Source organism: Streptococcus sp. HMSC076C09 (assembly GCF_001837905.1).
Classification (GTDB): domain Bacteria; phylum Bacillota; class Bacilli; order Lactobacillales; family Streptococcaceae; genus Streptococcus; species Streptococcus parasanguinis_I.
On the sequence record NZ_KV834651.1, the window covers coordinates 52739 to 73351 of the forward strand.

Sequence of the window (20613 nt, forward strand, 5' to 3'; positions counted from 1 at the left end):
TCCACTATTTTTTATCATTACGTTTTTTCATAAAATAGACAATACCAATGATGAATGCTCCTAGTACAAGTACAGGAGCATAAAATTCAAGCGTTCCAATAATTCCTTCCATTCTATCCTCCTTTAAGGTACAATTCACTTCTTTTAACCACAACTTACATGTGGTGTAGTACATTCATAGGAATATGTAAATGCCCATCCGCACCGACCAACTAGTGTTAACTGAATCGCTGAAAACCAACCAGAACCTGATTTCCCAGCAAGTTCTTGATTGGTAACTTCAAAGTCTAGAGAATCAATCACTGGACGTTCAGCATTCTTTGCCATAGGCTTATTCCTCCTTTTTTCTTTAGATGATCATCTTTACAATAATTAGTATACAACTTAATCGTAACTACGTAATGAGTAAATCGTGCAAAAGTTGTAAGTTTCTCAAATTAACAATATTTTTTTAAATTGGGTTTTAAAAACTTTTCGCCCACCTCAAACAACTAACAGAAGTTATAAGTAGACTATATTTTAAAACTCATGATTTAACAACCATTTCGAACAGTTAAAACTTTCAACATTTCTTCCCCAGATTTAAGCATCTCTTTCTCCACTTGATTCCATTCTCCAAATAGTAAATCATGAAGAACGGTTGCCGCTGAAGTTGTATTTTCTTTTGAATCATATACGCAACTTCTATCTCGTTGGTAAATTTGAATTCTTTCAAAGATAGCTAGTTCTTCCAATTGTCGTGTATTATCAACTAGATGATTTACAATGAAATCATGATGTTCTTTTGGAGTTGCGCGTGCTTGATGTGGATTGATAGCGTACAGTTCTTCGTATCGGATAAGGGTGCTCAGATAGGACAATTCGGGCTTTGTCGCAATTAAGGCTAATTGTACTTCATATCCCTTACTTTTCAAGAGTTGTGCTGTTTTCTTTGGAACATCTATCGTTCGTAAGGTCCCCTCTATCAAAAGATTGTATCCCAAATGACTCAATTCGGTTACTAAAGACTCTACCATTTTCCCCGCAAAATCTTTGGTGTATTCAACACTATCTTTGCCATATTCTTGCTGAAGCTCTAAATAGTGTGGATGCTGAGAACGAAAACTATCTCCATCTATGATAACAATATTTGATTGAAATTCTTTCTGTTTAATACGATGAATAGTAGTCTTACCAGCTCCACTTTGCCCTCCAAGCAAGATCGCTATAGGTTGCTTACTGGACTTTTTTCCTCTTGTCAGTGAGCGAACGTTCCGAGCTAAAGCATGTTTGAATGCACTATCGGTATAATCTTGGATTTCCATTAGGCTACCTTCCGTTTTTCAGATATCTCTAACATACGTTCAATTCCATCCAAATAGCCGCTATATCTCTCTATTTCATCAAAAGTTTCTACTAGATAGATATTCGTATGAATCAAATCAGATAGATCATCACTCATTAAAATCCAAGGATTAGATTCATCATCAATGCTAATTCCCTGACTATCTTGATAACGATAGAGTCGAGATAATAGATTAGCACCTCTTTCTTTCACAATTTCAATTTTTAAAGTCAATTCATAATCTTCAACAGGATTAAGCATTTTATCTTCTCCTACAATATCGACATAAGATACATTAAACTTTTGACAAATGATGTCTATTAGTTCCGTAGAGACTGAACTCGTTCCATTTTCATAACGACTCAAGCTATTTCGAGAAATTCCTATAATTTGGGCAAATTCGGGTTGGGTCAAGTCATGTGTTTTACGTAAGGATTTTATGTTTTTTCCAATCATGGGAAACTCCTTTCATTTGATAATACCATTATAACATTTAGAAAAATAAAACGCACCATTTTTGGTGCATTATTTATTATTTTTCCTAAATCTCTCTAAATTCTTCTCCAATTGTTCCTTATGAAGTTGATTTTTAGCTTCCTTTAATGTGTCGTCCAAAGTTTCTTCCCTATAAGTTGATTCTGTTTTTAGTTGTTCTGATTCTTGTTCTGGAGTGAAAATGATATCTAACAGTCGGTAAATTTTTTCAAGATCTTGGACGGGCATACCAGATAATCTATGAATCAACTTCTTAAATATATCACTATTGTCTTGATTTTTCTTAAAAAATGTTGTAAACATCTATAACCTCTCAAAAAAAGCAGCCTATCAGGACTGCTTAGTACAATTCGGAAATCGCATCATAAATTGACTGCAATTTCTTATTGTCTTTATTCTTTGTGTCAATCAAAGTATATAGCTCTTCAATTTTCTTTTGACTACTTTCAATATCGGTATTGTTATCCGCAATCAGTCTTTTAAGATGTTGCTGATAACTTGTAGTGATATCTGTCTCTTTTCCTGTTCTAACCTCTGCAACTTTGGGTTTAGAACTAGAATTTGATTCCGTCACAGGTGCTTGTTTTCGCTTTTGAAAAGCTGCTTCATAATTTACATCATTACCTCCTTGATGATTTCTAAATAAGGCCGCAATTTTATCTGGATCTTCTTGATTTTCTGATTTACTTTCTAATGGTTGATTAAAATTCCAATCTTTTGTCATTCACTCATTTCATCCTTTCTAAATTCAGAATCTTCGAATTGTCTTTCTCTGCCAAAGGCATGGTCAAGAGCTTCTTCAAAACTCATGTGACTGATGCTTTGACGCCTTTTGAACGTCGCAAACATCGCTGTTTCCAGTTGCTCTTTGTAAGCAGCTAGTTTTTCTGTCTCTCTTGCTACCTTGCTTTCTTGCCTAGTGACCTTTTCTTCTAAGCGTTCAATAATGGTCATATACGAACCTCCTTCATTCTAATATTAACTAGATCAGCTTGATTTTGTTATCACAATTCTAAACATTGAGAGGATTGTCTTACTGGTTGGTGCCCTAATGTCTCTTTTACAGTTTCAAGCATACATTGTAAATCTGATTTCTTTTCTCTAAGAACATCATTCCAGTCTATCTTTACTTTCCCAGATTCATTATTAGGTAGATCCATTAAAACAGGAAATCCTGATTGAGATAATTTATCAGAAAAATCTTTTCCAGCATCATCACAATCTACCGCAAGTGTTAATAAATCAGGATGATTATCAAAATAGCTGGTGGTATCACGAATTGTATTGATTAGAGGCAATAATTTTGAAGGTATTACTGTATCTAAAAATTCCAATTTCTGATTTTCTTCAGCTATCAGTCGTAAAGTTTGATAAGCGACAACAGACCTTTTTAATCCCTCCATAGATACCAAACGAACATCTGATAGACTTTTTTGATGAAGTTCGTAATAGCTCATTAAGTCGATGAACGATTCACAAAAGACTAGTCTATTGGGGTGACCAATATCAAAGGATATTCCAACATGTCCATGGCTTCCTTTTAGAATTGTTTTCAACCTCTCTCTTGGAAGAGAATGATTCTTATAAATCCCTTGTAAGCTCGCTGCCTGCAGTTTGTGACGATGATCAAAGCTTTTAAAAACAATAACAGGTTCAACTGTTTCATTTGTTTTCCAACTAGCTTGTACTATCAAACCTTGTTGAATCATCTTTTGTATGATTTCTTCTGAGATTCCTCTACATTCTGTTAAGTAATATCTGGCAAGACTACAGTTAGAATCTTCTATTCTCTTTAAAGGATAATAAAATGCTCTCTCTCTTTTTTCTTGAACAGCTTCTTTTTGAAAAAGTTCTTCAGAAAGAAATGCTAGAGCTTCTTTAAAGGAAATCCCCTTAACAAGTCGAACAAAATCAATGACATCACCTTGAATATCTCTTGAAAACCATTTAAAAGTATTGGTATTCGAAAAAATCCGGAATGAATCGTGTTCAGGATGTTCATAGACACTGCCAGAAACTTGTTTAAAGGAGATACCTAAACGACTTGCTACATCAAGAATTGAAATTTTCTTACATTCTTCTATTTCCATGCAATATCATCATTTTGTCGTAGTATTTGGCAGTGATGGTATTGATGATGATTCTTCTAAAGTTTTAGGAGTTGCCTTATCTAAATCATCCAACCCAGATTTCCAAACCTGCACTTGATTGACCAATAACTTACCCGGCAGTTTAGAATAGGACAATTTAACAGTTCTGGTTTCTGTCTGATTGGTCTTTGATTGGTTGGCATCCTTTAAATCGGATACATAGGTTACATTATAAGAGACCATAGCAATAGCTTGATTCGTAGTCTGATTGACAAAGATATCAGCTTTTTCAAAATGATAATCCAAAATATAGTCCTTATAAACTTGGTTCATGGCATCGTTTTGACTTGTCAATTCTTGAGAATAAGCCGATTCAGTCATATAAGGTTGAATGCGTGTATTATTTTCTCCGAGCTTTTCTTTCGTATAGTACTGTGTCAAAAATTCTTTTACAGTATCCGATGACAAAATGCTGGCTTTATCTTCTGCTTGTTTATCTTCCATAAGTTTAGCTGCAGCCAATTCAATTTCTTTGCGACTTTGTTTAGCAGTAGAATGTTGACCAGCAGTATATCCCATCATGAGAATAAAGCTAGTTGCAGCCACTGCTCCAACACTAATTAAGGCTTTAGTTTTGACTTTATTTAACATCTTAGACCTTCTTTCTATAAAAACTAGGTCAAGAATATCAAAAAGAACTTGTAAGTTTTATCACAATAAAAAGACTCCGAAGAGTCTTCGCATTACTTATGCAATTCTTTATTACTCAATGTATGAAAAATCCCCCACAGAAGAATATTTACAATGATAAACAGCAATATTTCCACTAAATTAAAGTCTATCAAATTCCGTGACCGCATTGCTACCATAGCTTGGGAATAGGGATAGATTAAAGATAATTTATCAGATACAAAAATCATCATAAATCCTACGAAAGTACCAATAGAACCAATTCCCACAGATTTACTAAAAACACGAGTTTTAGCTGTCACAAAAAACTGCACTGCCATCATACTAATTGTTCCAAAAATCCCCAATAAATCCCACTTAAGGTAGGTGAACAAATTAGAAATTTCTAAATGAATTAGGTGAGCACTGACATAAAAAATACCAAACAAGAACAACTGTAAAACAGCAATAAACAAGATAATTACTATTTCTTTTGCCAACAATAATTTCCCAAGACTGACATTATTGGCTCTGAGAAATTCAATATTTTTCCTATCAAACTCTTTTCCTAACATCATGGCTACATAAATGCTGACTAAAATCGGAAAGAAAAGCTGGCTATAATAGAAGGTCAATTGTCCCCATAAAACAGGCACTTTTTCACTTTCTGCAACCATAGAATAAGCTGCACCTAAGTAAATCCCAAGACCAATCAGGCTACAAAAAGCTAAGAAGAAAATACCAATCATCAACATGGAAAATTTTTGGGTTTTCCGCCATTCTACTGATAGATAAGACATCATAGCTTGCCTCCTTTCTTTTCAACTAGATAGAGAGATAAGAAGAGATAGATTAGGGCTATTGGCAAATATGTAAAGAGTTTAAATCCTAGATTTGTCGCAAAAACATAACTCACTTGACTGGCGACTTTCTGGTAATCCACCAGAGACAGATATGCTATACCACCAAATGGGAAAATCAGCTGTAGAAAAGCTGTTGCATGACCAAACCCAACTCCAAGAAATCCTCCGAAAATCCCTAATGCCATTATCAATGCCTGCTTTTTCAGTAAAAACTGCAAAGTCAAAAACAGACAGGTTAAGACAAAAGATGCTAGCAAGAAAATGACGATTTGCCAGAGGATTAGGCTAACAGGCATTTCTAGACCAGAAAAGTTTGCAATCAACTGGACTACTACTCCCTCCAAAAAAGCGAGAAAGGTCAAAACGAACATAGTCAGGCCAAGCTTACTTAGAAAGATATGCCGTACATTTTCACCATTTGCCAAAAGCAGTTTGAAAGTGTTGCCCTCCTTCTCGTTCTTGACAATCCGGGATACAAAGAGAGCGACCACGATAGGGAGAATCAAGCCATTTACTTCTTTTATCATATAGAAAATTAGGTTAATCTGGTGCATGTCTGGATTACTTAGGTAACGTGTAGCGGCTGCAATTGCCCAAGCAAATCCGACTCCCATAACTAGTATGATAATGAAGAAGGATTTGGTTCGTTTTGCCTTGAGCAATTCAATAGACAAATTATTCAACATAAGACTCACTCCTTGGTTAAGTTGAGGAAGATAGATTCCAAGGTTTCTTGTTCTTGCTTCACTTCATAAATTGGAACTTTCTCGACTATTAAATCTCGTAACAAACTAGAAATCTGCTGGTCGGCAAGGTTAGTCAGCTTGAGTTTATCCTCTTGTATTTCTAACATCTTGCACGGATAACCAAATAACACTTGGCTAATGGCTTCACGTCGACCTCTAAAATCCCCACGCACTTCCAGCCATTTATTGGACTGAATTTTACGAATTTCTCCCTCGTAAACCAGTTGACCATGATTGATAATCCCTACACGGTCAGCGATATGCTCTACTTCAGAAAGGATATGGGTAGAGATGAAGACGGTAATGCCCTGTTCTTTTGCCAATTTGATAATCAGTTCCCGAATTTCATGAATCCCTGCTGGGTCTAGCCCGTTGGTTGGCTCATCCAGTATCAACAAACGCGGTTTCTTGACTAAGGCAAAGGCTAAAGCCAAACGCTGTTTCATACCCAGAGAATAATCTTTAACCAATTTTTTCTTGTTTTTAGGTTGATCTAACCCAACAATTTTCAAGGTTTCCTGAATATTTTTCTTATCAAATCCAAGGATTTTTTGGAAAACCAAGAGATTTTCATAGCCTGTCAAATTAGGATAATAAGACGGTTCTTCAATCATAGAGCCAATCTGATTAAGATACTGCTTGTCCGTACCTATGGATTGACCGAACACTTCAATATCCCCAGCTGTACGAGAAATCAAAGACAAAATCATCTTCATGGTGGTTGTTTTCCCAGCTCCATTTGGACCTAGAAAACCATAAATCTCACCTTGTTGAACTGATAAGGAACTAAGGTTAACTACCTGAGTGTCCTTAAATTCCTTTTGTAAGTTTTTTATCTGTAAAACATTACTAATCATTATGAACTTCCTCCATTAAACTAAAAAATTTTCTATAATTTTGATTTCCATGAATCAAATTATCATGAGTATCTTTGATAACATCTCTACTACTCTTATCAACAAAAATGATAGAATCAACATAATTCACAATATCTAATTGGTGAGTCACTATTACCATTGTTTTGTCTGAATAAAATGGATTTGGATTACTCCACCAACAGCACCAAGAACGTTATCAAGTTCTTCAAGAGTCAATTCTTGAAGAGAATTCATTGCTTCAATCTCAACGAGATTCATTTGTTGTTTAACCATTTGGAAATACCTTACTGATTAAAATTAATTTGAGAAGTATCTCTATCTAGGTTATGTCTTTATTATAGACATGCTAGATTAATTTTAAACTAAGCTAACCTTAATTTTACATTAAGATTAAAGTATTTTTCTTTTTTTCACTCTTTTAAATGGTATAATTTAAATAAGCGAGGTAAGATTATGAGTTTCGAACAACAACTCCTGAATAAGCACATCCTTATCATTGATGACGATAAAATTTTAAACTCTTCCATAAGAGATATTCTCACTGCCTACGGATTTTCCAATCTAACATCAGCCTATGATATAGAATCTAGTTTGGACATGATTGAAATAGAGCAGTTCGACCTTTTCCTTTTGGACATTATGCTACCCGATGGGGATGGCTACACATTAGCAAAACATATCCGAAAAAAAGGCGATACTCCTATCCTCTTTCTGACTGCCAAAAATAATCCTGAAGATGAGATAGCTGGTTTCAATGCTGGTGGTGATGATTATATCATGAAACCCTTCATTCCAAAAAATCTTATCTATCGTATTATGGCTTTGCTCCGGAGAAGTTATAAATCAGAACAGGAATCAATACAGATTGGACAGACTTTGGTGAATTTTCGGAATGCAACAGTACAAAAAAATGGAGCAGAAATTTCTATTACGCCAATTGAAATTCAGATTTTGAAAAAACTTTACGATAATAAAAATTACATCGTTTCAACCGAATCTCTCTGTGATACGATTTGGGGAGTGGATAGCTTTGGTTATGAAAATTCTTTGACTGTACATATTCGGAAAATTCGAGAAAAAATAGAAGAAAATCCTTCAAAACCTCAATATTTAAAGACAGCTAAAGGGCTAGGGTATAAATTGTTATCATGATTATGAATCAAACCAAAATTTTAAGGTATTCACTAAAGAAATTTATCTTTTCTTCCATCATTATCTTTATTACCAATATTATTCTAATTGCCAGTTTTGTTTTCTACATTAGTAAAAAGCAAACTGCTACTGAGACTGTGAAAATAATTTCTGAACACATTACCATCACAAATAATAACGTCCACATACCTGAAAATGATATTTCTAGTCTAAAAGAACAAAAGTTATGGCTCATGGTATTGGATAAGCAGACTGGAAAACAAGTGTACGAACAGTATAAACCTACAGAAGTTCCTTCGCAATTTGACTACGGGGACATTTTACAGTTTTCTCGCTATTATCTTTCAGATTATCCTGTTTTTAGTCAGATAAAAGGTGGATACATCATTGTTGTTGGTTTTCCAAAAGATAAAATTGCTCGTTATAGTTTTAATTACTTAGATATAGATAGTCTCCGCCTGTTTCCACTAATAGCATTTGGAGTATTGCTTTTCAACTGCCTTTATTTCGCTTTTCTTTACTACTATGGCGTGACGCATATCAATCGTAAAATTGTGCCTCTTGTAACTGCTATTCAGAATCTCCCATATGGTTTAAAAAATCCAATAAATTCTATATCAGAACTAGAATATCTTACAACTGCAATTAATCAAACCGATACTCTACTCAAAGAGAATGAAGTCTTTAAAGAGCAATGGATTTCAGGTATTGCACACGATATCAAAACACCTCTTTCTGTCATCGTTTCTAACGCATCCTTGTTAAATGATTCTGAACTAGATACACAGTCTAAAAAACATATTCGCCCAATATTGACGGAATCCTATTACATCCAAAATATTTTAAATGACTTAAATATAGTTGCTCGCCTTTCATCCGGTCATCTTCAATTAAATCAGACTGAAACAAAAATTATCCCCTTCTTCAAAGACATTCTCATCCATATTTTAAATCAAGAAATTTGGAATGAATTTGAATTTGAATTTGATTATGATTATTCACTTGTTAATCAATCTATCATGATTGAGCCGTTTTTAATCACAAGAGTTATCCATAATATCATCTACAACTCTGTTTTACATAACGAAAAGGGATGCACAATAAGAATCCACTTATTCAAAAAAGATACAAATGTAATTGTCGAAATCAAAGATAATGGACAGGGAGCTTCACCAGAAAAAATTACTGAACTTAATGAATTATCTTTTAAAAATATTGATATTTCTAAAATTAGAACGACTGGAATTGGTCTAAAAATTTCAAAACAAATTGTTGATTTGCATCAGGGCTCTATTTCGTTTGCTAGTGTCCAAAATGAATTCTTTGAAAGTATCATTTCACTTCCGATTTTCAACATTACCAATTAGATAAAAAAATGGAGAAGAACCATTAGAGTCTTCTCCATTTTTTTCATCTTATCTTCCACTTATATCCTGTCCAGCATGCTAAAGCAAGTAAAACTAAATTAAAGATGATAAAGAAAGTCGTAAAACCAAATAATCCATTTTGAGCTAAATCTGCCGTGTAAAGTTCAGTCTCAGTAAAGAACAGATAAATTCCATAGACCTCCACGAAAATAAGAAAACTAACAAAACCAATCAGGAAAAGTCCACTGGCAATTAGAAAGAGTCTCCATAAAAGAATGAGAATTCCTCCTACTGCTAAAAAAATTACTGGGACAAGGAGTAAATCATTCATGACTTTCTCCTTTCTAGTCAATCAATTGACGATAATGGGTGACAAGAGAGGAATCAAACTCTTCTAATTTTTGAACTAAGTCCAAATACTCCTCTTTCTCATAATCTTCAAAGTCCACGCCTCGATGATTCTGAAGAGCGATTTCCAATTGACTAGTGAGTTCCCGTATAGAAAAGCTGTAATCCCCCGTCACTTCCTCATAATGTTCCTTTAGTTCCTTATAAGCTTGATACTCTTCAGGGGTTTGAAATCCCTGTACCAAGGCCTCTTCTAATTGATAATAGGTATCTTCCATCATAATCGTACCTCGTTTCTTTCTGTCTATATTCTACCGCGCTTTTCTTTTCTTGTCCGCTATTTGTATCTATTTTTTAATCTAATTCAAAAGAAAGTTGTTCCTGCTTTTCTTTTCCTTTTTCGTGGAATTGTCTTAAGGCTTGATCAATAATATCTAGATCCGTTTCTGTTTCAATCAATGGCGCGAGTACATCGTATTCGGCCTTTTTAATTTGATAATCATCTTCCTTTGGAAAATTTTTCTCAATTTCTACCTTAGCAGTAGTCCATTTATCCTTTAATTCATCTAATAAGTTCTGAGTTTTTACCTGGTCCTCTTTAATGTGATCAATCGTATGCTGAAGCCTTTGAATCGTTCCCAAAGGAGAATACAAATCTAAACTGACAGAATACTGATTTTCTCCTACAAGCTTAACGGAGAAGGTTTCAGGAAGAGGTTGATTTGTTGGAAGACTAAGCATTTTAATGTCAAATCCTCGATAGCTTGCTAGGGTACGAAACTCTTTACTGTCAGCTTGATTATGACGGATAAGACGGTGTAAGGATTCACCTGCTTCAGATCGTTGATCAAAAGCTTGCTTACCTACCGTCATAGAAAATGTCTGGTCTTTAGACATTTCAGACTGTTGAATGTCGCCTTCATACTTGCTTAATCGTTTCTCAAGAATGGGCATATTTTCTTCACAGTAAGAGATTGTATGACGATAGTGATCCTTGCTGCGTTGAAAGGCGCGTCTTTGATTTTCTAATAGGGTTAGATCATTCTCTAGTTCCATCTTATATTTGAGATAAGGATTACCTGTTGCTAGTGCCTTAAAATCAGAAGCTGTCATGGTCTGTTCATCAATGTCTTCCGCAGCACGAATCGGCTCCTTAGAAGTCATAATCTGCTTAATATAACGGAGTTTGTTCTCCTGAGTTGCCCATAGATAATTATCAAACGAACCTTTAGTAATATAGTGGTAAATATCCACTTCCTTGTTTTCATTTCCCTGTCGGATAATACGTCCATTACGTTGCTGAATGTCACTTGGTCTCCACGGTACATCCAGGTGATGAACTGCTTTCATCTTGCTCTGAACATTTAAACCTGTTCCTCCTTTTTCAGTTGAAGCAAGGAGAATCCGCACCTCTCCTGCATTGACCTTTCGAGACAAACTATTCTTCTTTTCATCACTATTGGCATCATGTACAAAGGCAATTTCTTTACTAGGGATTCCTCTATCAACTAATAATGCCTTAATCTCAGAATAAACATCAAAGCCATTATCCTTTTTCTTAGGTGTTCCAATATCTGAAAAAATCATCTGAGTAGCCTTATTTTCCATTCCCTCACGATAAATTCTTTCAACATTATCCACTACCTGAAGCAGTTTATGATTGTCTGCTAGACTATAACTAGAATCCAATAAACGCATATCAGTAGCTAGTTTCCGTGCCTCACCTGTTATCTTTAACATGTTATCCTGGCTCGGATCAACTGTTCCACATTTAACCGCATCTGACCTCATAACTAATTCTTCTAAATAGAGTTTCTGGTTTTCAGTTAACTCACTCTCAATAGGGATAATATGAGCTTCTGGAACAGGTAAATCCAACATATCTTGTGTTTGAATGTCGGCTGTTTCTTTATAGATTTTCATCAACTCAGGTAGATTGACAAACTTTTTAAATCGTTTCTTAGGTTGGTACTTATCCCCTGTAGGAGCTAATTCCATAGAGTTTTGAATTTCTCCAAAAGCACCTACCCAAGAGTCAAAATAATCAACTTGATAGCGTTTTAAGATATCTGGTTGAATGTAGTTCATCATAGTATACAACTCACTAATAGAATTGGAAACAGGTGTTCCTGTCGCAAAAACAATATTCTTAAAATCATGTTCTTCCTGAATCTGTCGAACCTTCATTTCCATATCCACATTCTTCTTAGACGTTGTATTAGTAATCCCTGCTACATTTCCAAGTCCAGTAATTGGACGAATATTTTTAAAGTGATGTGCTTCATCCACAAAGAGAAAATCAATTCCTAAGTTCTCAAAATCAATAAAACTATCACGATTAAAGCGTTGGAGTTCTTCCAATTGTTTCTCTAGACCACTTATTGATTGCTCTGCTTCTTTAACGGTATACTTATTTTCAGAATGTGTTTTAATCTCTCGTAGTTCATTGAGTTTATCCTCAATATAATTCATCTGTCTTTCCTTACTGACAGGGATTTTTTCAAATTGAGAATCCCCAATAACAATGGCATCGTAATCTCCTGTAATAATACGAGAAACAAATTGTTTTCTTCTCGCCTTCACAAAATCTTTCTTAGTGGTCACAAAGACTTTTTTAGTAGGGAAAAATTTCATGATTTCTTGGCCAAATTGAGCAGACAAACTAGAGGGCACTACATACAAGGGCTTATGAACCATCCCCAACTCCTTTAATTTAAACCCAGCACCAAGTATGGTCAAGGTCTTTCCAGAACCTACCTCATGAGCTAATAAGGCTCTTTTTTCTTCTACGATTCTTTGAATGGCATTCTCTTGGTGAGGACGAAGACTGATGTTTTGTGCCAAGCCATCAATGACTAGATGACTACCGTCATACTCTCGACTAACCGTTCGATTATAAAGACGATTGTAACTTTCTTCAATGACTTGTTGGACTTCTGGATACCGTGAGACAAAGTCTTGAAAGAGTTCTTGTAAATGCTGCTCTTTTGCTCTTAGAACAGAGGTTTTTTCCAAATCTGTGATGGTCTTTTTCTTTTCTCCTTCCGTAACAGTCATGGTAATCGTCGGTTGGTTTGAATTTAGTAAATTCTCAAAAATCTTTCTTCCTGTATCATACCGTGAGCCACTGACTCCAAGACTACTATCTTTGGCACTTGGATAGCGATAAGCAAATGATGTCCTTAAATGAACCTGTCCATCAACAGGATTCACTTCAATGACCTGTGCAACCTCTGACGAAGACAATTCAAATTCGCGATTGGTAAAACATTCAAAGGCAAATTTACCATAAACGGATTGAGGGATCCAACGTGAACCGATTTTAAACTCAATATCTGCCAGATGAATCCGTGGAGGGCGAACTGATTCTAATAAATCTAAAGCATGGGACCAGTCACATTCTTGGTTGTTTTCCTCTACTAATAGTTGTACTACTTCTATCTTGTTGAGAATATCTCCTGATAAAAACTGATTCTTAGAAAGATATTTCTTTTCTCCTCTTAAATAGCTTTCTGGATCCATTAAAATCTGGTCTCCTAACTCATCTAAAATAACAGCTTGGCTATGTTCAGGGTAAATTGATACCATATAATCTAAATCAACCCCTCTACCATCCGATAAACTGGAGTTTAAGGCATCTAAAGCCGTTGAAACTTTTGTAATCACTCTCTCTGGCCTAACTAATGCTTTTTCAAAAGCTAAAGATTTTTTGTATTTTACTTTTTGATCTTTTGAATCAATGTATTCTTCTTCTAAACTTGCTAGTAAAGAATACTTATCGTCACTATCAAATAAGTTCCGATTAACTGAGGAATTCAAGTATCCAAATTGACTTACAAAGCGGTCATAGTGATGATTGAGTTTACTAAGTAACACCTGAAATTCTGTCCGACTATAATCTGGATGACGTTGAATTTCAATTAAGGATTGATAGGTCTCTCTCAAATCAACCATGCCCTTAATGCGACTAATATCCTTATCCGATAAGGGACTTTCATAAAAGACAGTTTTTTTGAACAGTCCCTTATATTTCCCTCTTTTACTCGCTTCTTCTGACTTGTAAACATCTAGTGCTTCCTCATCTGTCAAATGAAGTTGCACGAATCGGTCTATTTTATGTTCAGACAAAGAACTGTCCCAAGCTTTAAAATCTCCCTTCTCATCTACATAATAACTAATTTCGTCTACTTTTGAACTTTTCCGAATGCCATGCGTATCTCGGTAATAAATTTGATTTCCCTCATATCCAAAAGAATAGAGCGCTAAGTCCTCACGTATACGACTTGGGATCGAATTATCCACTTCTTCTTGGATAAAAACAGGTGCTTTCAAAGAATTGTCAATTTGTTTAGGTGCTTCCACATTCTCGAATGCTTTCATTATATCAGTAGATAATGTTTCTGATACCCCCTTTACATTGAGGGTTCCTCCATTAAAATTACGTACTTCATATTCACCCAAAACTTGTGTGTTGTATTTCCCATCAAAATAAGGATTGATCCAGACACGCTTATCTTCCTCAAAGGGAATAGAGCCACTAAAGACAAGTTCCTCCTCATTAAGATTCTTTGCTTGATCCTTTTGGAAAAAGAGGAGATCTGTAGTCACTCGAGTACCTGCAATGCTTTTAAAAGCCGTATCCGGCAAACGGACTCCCCCTAAAAAATGAGTGTTGGTTTTAATCTCTTGTAAGACATTATCTGTCCGCTTATCCATTGTCCCGATAGATGAGATAATCGACACTTGTCCTCCGTCTCTTACTAAATCAAGTGAGTGTTTGACAAAGTAGTCGTGAATCATATAAGGTTTATCATAGTTTTTATCAGCAATGCGAAAATTTCCAAATGGAACATTCGTTAAGACTAAATCAAAACTATTATTTTGATAGGAAACTTCTTCAAATCCTCGCACTTCAATATGGGTATTGGGGTGGAGTTGTTTTGCGATTGCGCCTGTCACGCTGTCTAATTCAACTCCATAGAGTTCTGACCTCTCTCGTATACTTCTAGGCATAGCCGCAAAGAAGTTCCCAGTCCCCATAGAAGGATCTAAAATCCTTCCTCCTTCAAAACCATCATCCAGTAATTTTTGCCAAATCTGGCGAATAATCATTGGGTCTGTATAATAGGCTGTAAGAGAACTTTGTTTCATGGTGGAGTATTCTGATTTACTTACTAAGCTCCTAAGAGTTAAACGTTCTGATTCGTACTTTGGATTGAGTTCATCGAAAAATTCATTGGCAAGACCACCCCATCCAACATACTTGGCTAGTAGTTCTTGTTCTTCTGGATTCGCTTGTCGTCCCTCTTTTTCTAATCTTTTAACAAGTTCAATTGTGGCGATATTCGTTTCAATCTTTTCTCGATTTGTCTTAGGATAAAAGTCCTCTAAGTCATCTGGAAAAACAAAATCTTGAACAGTAACATCCGTCTCTTCTATACCTGAAATTAAAGGTTTTATTTCCTTATCCTTTTCCTTTTCATTATCTTCTTCCAGGTAGGAAAACAAATCTATTTCCTGACTTTCACTTGATGGATCAATCTCAATCTCTGAATCTTCTTTTTCAAGTTCTACATGAGACAATACTTGTTCAATCTCTTCCAAACTGTTCAAGTATAAAATAGGGTTCTCTTCAAATAACTGGTTAGAATCATTGAATAGCTCTAGGCGAACTAAGTCATTTAACTGTGCATTTTCAATCGAAACCAATTGAAATACTTGTCCTTTATAACTTACTTGTGAACCGATTGGATATTCCCTCAAAGCTTCTTCTACAATTTTATCTACTTTAGATAGGGAATGAACTTCCACATTTTCTTCTACCTGGTCAATATTATCTAAAGGTAAGACCGCTTCCGCTACTTGCTTAGACTTTTCTCTTATAGCTTTCAATTCATCAAAATGAGTAATAATCTTCAGCTTTTGTGTCAGTGGGAGTTGTGTGTAGTTTTCTTCATGATGGACAAGATCCGTAACGGTATCTAAAGTAGCCATCAATTCTGAACCCAAATAGGCTAGAACATCTCCCTCTTTTTCTTCAAAATGAATCTCAAGAAGTTCTTTTTTTAGTTCTTTGGAATCAACCATTAGAAGAAATTCCTCTATATCTCTACTAATACGGTCAGATAGATTATTCGCAACCCGATAGACATTGACTAAATTGACATCCTGATTCTGATGAAATACAAGCTCACTTAATGGTGTTAGCTTCTCTTTTTCAGATTGGATATAAAATCGAGTGGAAAGGTTATAGGTTGCGACTTCTAGCACCAAGTTTTTCTCAAAATTACTTAATTGAGATAATTTACTTAGACCTGCTTGTCCAAATTTTCTTGTGTAACTTTCTAAATCTTGGTCATTATTTTCAGAACTGGCCTCTAGGAAAGAAACAATATCTTGATGAAACGAATAGACATGAGGTATCTCTTCTATTTTGCCCTCTTTAGTCAAAAAACTCTCTACCAAATCCTTCCATTTCTCATCAAAATGTTGCGCTTGATAACGAAGAAATAGGTCCATTTTCTCCCTATCTTTTGGAATTGTTCCACGAAACATAGCCAATAATTGCATTACTTCCATACTCGCTCCTTTCATCTATACGAAAATAGGAGAATCACATGATTCCCCTACAACTCTATCTCCATTTCAACCTCTTGAGGACTGATTTCTAAATCACTAGATAAAAGAGAAACGGCATCCGTTCTCATGTAGTAAGTATATAAGTCTTCTAGGTCTTGTTGGTTTTCAATCCCTGTTTCAATACTAATCAGAGCCTGTATAAATTCCTTGTAGTGACTCTCCATCATATCTGAAATCTTTTGTTTCATTTCCATAAATACTGAGGACGGTTCAGTGATACTTGTTTGGTCTATGTCTTGTAAATCCTTTTCTAAGGGATTGGTTCCTTCTTCTATTTCCACTAAATCTGAACGTCCATCACCATCAGAATCTGCGCTAAGAGGATTGGTTCCTAGCGCCAATTCTTGAGCATCAGTTAGTCCATCTTGATCCGAATCACGTTGATAAATGGCTTCCATATACTTCCTTCTTTCCTAGTTAATCTTTTTTCACTCCAATCCTACCAAATATTCCTTGAAAGAAGTATCACAACAAAAAAAGAGAACGAGCCAAAACTGCGTTCTCAAATAATATTGTGATTATAAACAAGTACTCCAGATTTTCGAAATATATGCTGTATATAATCAAAAACTTTCTTATTGCTGAATCTTGCCATATCATCTATGTGATAAATCGGTAACTCGAATGACTTGGTCCACTTGCTCCCAAATAAGAGGATTGTGGGTCGCAATAATAATGGTTCGATTCGGATTTTTTAAAGATTCTAGGATAGAGAGTAATTCCTCAGAGTTTTTGGGGTCTAGCGAAGCGGTTGGTTCATCTGCAAGGATCAAAGGTGGATCCTTTAAAATTATCTTCGCTAGTGCAACACGTTGTGCTTCTCCTCCTGATAACTCAAATATGGGTTGCTTTAAATCCAAATAAGAGAGGTTTACACGGTTTAGAGCTTGTTTCATCAAAGAGAGTTTCTCTTTTTCTTTCAACTTTTTACCAACTAAACCCAGATTGAGATTCTCTTTGACGGTTTGGCTTTCAATTAAGCCAAAATCTTGAAATAAATATCCCAAGTGATCTCTAAAGAAAACAGAGGGCTTAATGTCTTCAAGAGAGGTGCCATCATAGATGATTTGCCCTTTGTCATATGGCTCTAATCGTCCAATCATATTCAAGAGTGTTGTCTTACCACAGCCACTTGTACCGATTAAGGCATAAATTTTCCCACCTTCAAAATGAAGATTAATATCTGAAAATAGCTGACGGCTTCCAAATTTTTTAGATATATTCTTTAGTTCAATCATCCTATTTTCCTTTCATAATGATCATAGAAACACGAGATTCTTTCTGTGCTTGACGGTAGAGAGTCAGTATAGCACTAACGAGGAAGATTGATAAAGTTACCAATCCAATCATCACATCCCGACTACGCCAAATAAAGAGACTCGCACCGAATACAAAACTAGCAAATTGACTAATCATATACTGAGCATGTGTTTCAAAAAATTGCAAACCAGAAATTCGTTTAATCAAAATCTCACGACGGAATTGTTCAAAATAAAGAAGATTCACAGAATAAAAGAGAAGCAAAGAACTCGCGATTCCAATAATAGCTCCTAAAATAAGGGTTAGAGTTTCTGTTTGAACCTCATAGTAATGAGCGAGGTAAACACTTCGTCCCTCCTTGAGATAGGAGACTTGATCATAAATTTCTGCATTTTTCAAGAGTTTAATCCCATCTTCATATCCTTTGACAAAGATATTCTTACCAGCATTGATAGACCAACTAGATAAGGATGTAAAACTATCACCTGTAGAAGTCGGCGTGAATACCACTAAAATCGGATCAGTCAAATACTGAGTGGATACGGGATTCTCACCGTTATTATAAACAAACCGCTTTTCTCCCATTGAAAGATAACTAACGTGCGCTTTCATCTCATAATCCAAAGGAGCACTTGCCTCCTCACCAGATTTTCCATAATAACTCAATCTTTCTTCAAAGATTTTTTTTAGTTCTGCTTCTCGAGAGCGCAAATGTTCTGGGAGCAAGAGAATAAACTCACCTTTTTGGAGATGGGCTAACTTCTGTTTGGTCTCAGCATCTACCACGACCTTTTCCTTCTCCAAATAACTAGGACTAACATAGAGCGTATTGGCATCCGGACTATAGGTATCCAGTGTCTCTCCCTGTTCATTTTTTCCTTGTGGATTGGCAAAATGGAACAGATTATCCTTTACATAAAGGGCTTGTTCTTCTTCGATTGCTTCCTTGGCAAAGGCATACCACTTGCTCTGATTTTCCGCATTTTTTCCTCTATCACCGATCCCAAAGGAAATTTGGTAATAATCTGCTCGATCTTCCCAAGCTTGCTTGGATAGCTGGAGTTCCTGTAAACGCTGGTAAGAAGTCAAGCCAGTCTTGACTGCATAACCTACTGTAAAGACAGCAACCAACTGACATAGCAAGGTCAAGGTCATCAAACGTTTGAGGGGCAAACGTCCTTTTAACACAGGAACCAAAGCCTTGTAGCTCAAGCTCATCAAGTAGAGCAGGCTCAGTACGAGCGAAATTCCCAATAAAAAGAGAAGATAAAGCCCCACTCCGATACTAAAGGTTGCTAAAAGAACGGAATAAAAGAGCCCTTGACCGAGGAGGACAGCACCTCCCACTATAAGGGATCCCCCCCCAGCTAAGCAAAGCCACTTGACGTCATCGTATAAGGCGCTTCCTATAATGGACAAGAGGGTCTGTCCTGAAAAGAGCTGAAGCCCTGCAGCCCGCATCTCTTTAATCCGAGTGATAATCACCATAGCAAAGAAAGCTAATCCAAATATAGCTAAACTAATCAATAACAACGGATTTAAAGCGATCCAAAAAGCTAAAAGATACGGAGGAGTTTTGCGGTCTGCAATCGCTTTATAACCTAAATCATCTAATTTTGCAGCTAATTTTTCCTTGGTCAATGAACCAGACAAGAGAAGGTAACTATTGAGAGGATCGCTCCGTTCTCGGCTTTCTTGGCTAGCCGCTTGAAACTCTTTTGGCAAGCCTCCCTGACCATAGGTTGCATAGGTGAAGTTGGTGCTTCCATCCTTACTCGGCTCTACTATCCGTCTTGCAATCAAACTCTGTTCTGATTTTGCAAAATTCTCTAATTCCTGTTCAAATACCTCACGCGTTGGTTCCTGAGTATCCTTTTTGACACGAAGTAAGGAGACGGAATCATAGCTTGCATATAAATATTGTGGCGCACGTAAGACAATAATCCAAACAAAGAAAAAGCTGAGAAAAAAAGTTGATAGTAATATGAATAGTTTCTTCATTGTAGACTCCTTGTATAAGAGAATAACCCTATAGAACAAAGATTTTATGTTTTTTAAATTCTTAGAATTATTTTCCTAGTTTAATCCATTACACCCTGAACACCAAGACAACAAATTTAATCCTTCCTCGTTTTGAAAACGGTTTCTTATAACTTAAGTATATCACTTTCTATGTAATCTATCAACATATTTTACTAAAATATTATTAGTAATAGAATTTTACATTTTCTTTAAAAATAGATGTCATTAACGAATTTTATTCAAGTTTTTCCCATTCATATTATCCAAGAAAAAAAGATGACTTACAGAACCTGTAAGCCACCTAGTCAGTCGGTTTATTCTGGTGTCTGCCACCGCTTGGCCCTTACGTCCAAGATTACTATCGGATTTTGTTCTGGTGTCCGCCACCGCTTGGCCCTTATGTCCAAGATTACTATCAGATTGACCATGAGCCGACCACTCATCTACACCATTATTCTAACGAATATGAGCTACAAACGCAAGAGAAAAACTTATTTTGGATTTATACACTATAGAAAACATACACTATCTTCAGATTGAACTTTTGTTCAAAATAAGCTATAATGAATTTAAGTAGAAACAGGAGGTAGAACAAATGGCTACAATCAGTTTAACACGTGATATAAAACTAACAAACGAAGATGCTCTAAAAATTCTTAATCATAAACCATCTAAAAAGCTACAAGCAGTCTTGAAATCTATTGAATCACAGGACGCTACCGCTCCAACGAAAAATAAACTCATTTCAAAGTATCTGTAA

General features: G+C 35.6%; 22 protein-coding genes. 4 read left to right on the top strand and 18 right to left on the bottom strand.

Annotated features, from left to right (window positions below; genetic code table 11):
* Window positions 1–144: 144 nt before the first annotated feature.
* From slmA to HMPREF2704_RS09240, 12 genes are all read right to left on the bottom strand, one after another.
* Entirely contained in the window at window positions 145–327 is a 183-nt protein-coding gene (gene slmA / locus HMPREF2704_RS09185) for a salivaricin M family lantibiotic (RefSeq protein ID WP_070846370.1), read from the bottom strand.
* Window positions 328–533: 206 nt separating this feature from the next.
* Window positions 534–1304 carry a type II toxin-antitoxin system toxin PezT gene (gene pezT / locus HMPREF2704_RS09190; protein ID WP_070846372.1) on the bottom strand — a complete coding sequence of 257 codons (771 nt, stop codon included), beginning with the start codon at window positions 1302–1304 and terminating at the stop codon, window positions 534–536.
* The gene (gene pezA / locus HMPREF2704_RS09195) at window positions 1304–1780 is read right to left on the bottom strand and encodes a type II toxin-antitoxin system antitoxin PezA (RefSeq protein ID WP_014713363.1); all 477 of its coding nucleotides are present in this window, start codon (window positions 1778–1780) and stop codon (window positions 1304–1306) included. Before pezA ends, pezT begins: the two co-directional genes overlap by 1 nt.
* A 69-nt stretch (window positions 1781–1849) precedes the next feature.
* On the bottom strand, window positions 1850–2122 hold the full coding sequence (locus HMPREF2704_RS09200; protein WP_014713364.1) for a hypothetical protein: 273 nt from the start codon (window positions 2120–2122) through the stop codon (window positions 1850–1852).
* Between the two features lie 37 nt (window positions 2123–2159).
* Window positions 2160–2543 (bottom strand): DUF5945 family protein, encoded by a 384-nt coding sequence (locus tag HMPREF2704_RS09205; RefSeq protein ID WP_070846374.1) that lies wholly within the window; start codon window positions 2541–2543, stop codon window positions 2160–2162.
* Window positions 2540–2773: a DUF5965 family protein gene (locus HMPREF2704_RS09210; protein WP_014713366.1), complete on the bottom strand. Its 234-nt coding sequence runs from the start codon at window positions 2771–2773 to the stop codon at window positions 2540–2542. Before HMPREF2704_RS09210 ends, HMPREF2704_RS09205 begins: the two co-directional genes overlap by 4 nt.
* Window positions 2774–2823: 50 nt before the next feature.
* The gene (locus HMPREF2704_RS09215) at window positions 2824–3909 is read right to left on the bottom strand and encodes a toprim domain-containing protein (protein WP_070846376.1); all 1086 of its coding nucleotides are present in this window, start codon (window positions 3907–3909) and stop codon (window positions 2824–2826) included.
* Between the two features lie 9 nt (window positions 3910–3918).
* Window positions 3919–4560 (bottom strand): hypothetical protein, encoded by a 642-nt coding sequence (locus tag HMPREF2704_RS09220; protein WP_014713368.1) that lies wholly within the window; start codon window positions 4558–4560, stop codon window positions 3919–3921.
* Window positions 4561–4652: 92 nt separating this feature from the next.
* On the bottom strand, window positions 4653–5381 hold the full coding sequence (locus HMPREF2704_RS09225) for an ABC transporter permease (RefSeq protein ID WP_006149384.1): 729 nt from the start codon (window positions 5379–5381) through the stop codon (window positions 4653–4655).
* Complete coding sequence (locus tag HMPREF2704_RS09230) at window positions 5378–6127, bottom strand: ABC transporter permease (RefSeq protein ID WP_070846378.1); 750 nt, start codon at window positions 6125–6127, stop codon at window positions 5378–5380. Before HMPREF2704_RS09230 ends, HMPREF2704_RS09225 begins: the two co-directional genes overlap by 4 nt.
* Window positions 6128–6132: 5 nt before the next feature.
* Complete coding sequence (locus HMPREF2704_RS09235; protein ID WP_083324095.1) at window positions 6133–7044, bottom strand: ABC transporter ATP-binding protein; 912 nt, start codon at window positions 7042–7044, stop codon at window positions 6133–6135.
* 153 nt (window positions 7045–7197) lie between these two features.
* A complete protein-coding gene (locus HMPREF2704_RS09240; protein ID WP_070846380.1) occupies window positions 7198–7338 on the bottom strand; it encodes a type A2 lanthipeptide in 141 nt (46 codons plus the stop codon).
* Window positions 7339–7518: 180 nt separating this feature from the next.
* Between HMPREF2704_RS09240 and HMPREF2704_RS09245 the strand changes: the two genes are divergently transcribed.
* Window positions 7519–8217, top strand: coding sequence for a response regulator transcription factor (locus tag HMPREF2704_RS09245; RefSeq protein WP_070846382.1), 699 nt, complete (start codon window positions 7519–7521; stop codon window positions 8215–8217).
* Window positions 8214–9584 carry a sensor histidine kinase gene (locus HMPREF2704_RS09250; RefSeq protein ID WP_070846384.1) on the top strand — a complete coding sequence of 457 codons (1371 nt, stop codon included), beginning with the start codon at window positions 8214–8216 and terminating at the stop codon, window positions 9582–9584. The genes HMPREF2704_RS09245 and HMPREF2704_RS09250 overlap by 4 nt, the downstream gene beginning before the upstream one ends.
* Window positions 9585–9627: 43 nt before the next feature.
* Here the strand turns inward: HMPREF2704_RS09250 and HMPREF2704_RS09255 are convergent, their stop codons facing one another.
* The 6 genes from HMPREF2704_RS09255 to HMPREF2704_RS09280 form a co-directional block, all read right to left on the bottom strand.
* The gene (locus HMPREF2704_RS09255; RefSeq protein WP_041826322.1) at window positions 9628–9915 is read right to left on the bottom strand and encodes a DUF5966 family protein; all 288 of its coding nucleotides are present in this window, start codon (window positions 9913–9915) and stop codon (window positions 9628–9630) included.
* A 13-nt stretch (window positions 9916–9928) separates the two neighbouring features.
* Entirely contained in the window at window positions 9929–10213 is a 285-nt protein-coding gene (locus HMPREF2704_RS09260; RefSeq protein ID WP_014713373.1) for a DUF5962 family protein, read from the bottom strand.
* Between the two features lie 73 nt (window positions 10214–10286).
* Window positions 10287–16511 carry a DEAD/DEAH box helicase family protein gene (locus tag HMPREF2704_RS09265; protein WP_176745644.1) on the bottom strand — a complete coding sequence of 2075 codons (6225 nt, stop codon included), beginning with the start codon at window positions 16509–16511 and terminating at the stop codon, window positions 10287–10289.
* Between the two features lie 47 nt (window positions 16512–16558).
* Entirely contained in the window at window positions 16559–16969 is a 411-nt protein-coding gene (locus tag HMPREF2704_RS09270) for a thrombospondin type 3 repeat-containing protein (protein ID WP_014713375.1), read from the bottom strand.
* A gap of 198 nt (window positions 16970–17167) precedes the next feature.
* On the bottom strand, window positions 17168–17809 hold the full coding sequence (locus HMPREF2704_RS09275; RefSeq protein WP_070846388.1) for an ABC transporter ATP-binding protein: 642 nt from the start codon (window positions 17807–17809) through the stop codon (window positions 17168–17170).
* 1 nt (window position 17810) lies between these two features.
* On the bottom strand, window positions 17811–19832 hold the full coding sequence (locus HMPREF2704_RS09280) for a bacteriocin-associated integral membrane family protein (RefSeq protein ID WP_070846390.1): 2022 nt from the start codon (window positions 19830–19832) through the stop codon (window positions 17811–17813).
* A gap of 297 nt (window positions 19833–20129) precedes the next feature.
* Between HMPREF2704_RS09280 and HMPREF2704_RS11420 the strand changes: the two genes are divergently transcribed.
* On the top strand, window positions 20130–20393 hold the full coding sequence (locus HMPREF2704_RS11420) for a hypothetical protein (RefSeq protein WP_176745645.1): 264 nt from the start codon (window positions 20130–20132) through the stop codon (window positions 20391–20393).
* 55 nt (window positions 20394–20448) lie between these two features.
* Complete coding sequence (locus HMPREF2704_RS11425; RefSeq protein ID WP_000201399.1) at window positions 20449–20613, top strand: hypothetical protein; 165 nt, start codon at window positions 20449–20451, stop codon at window positions 20611–20613.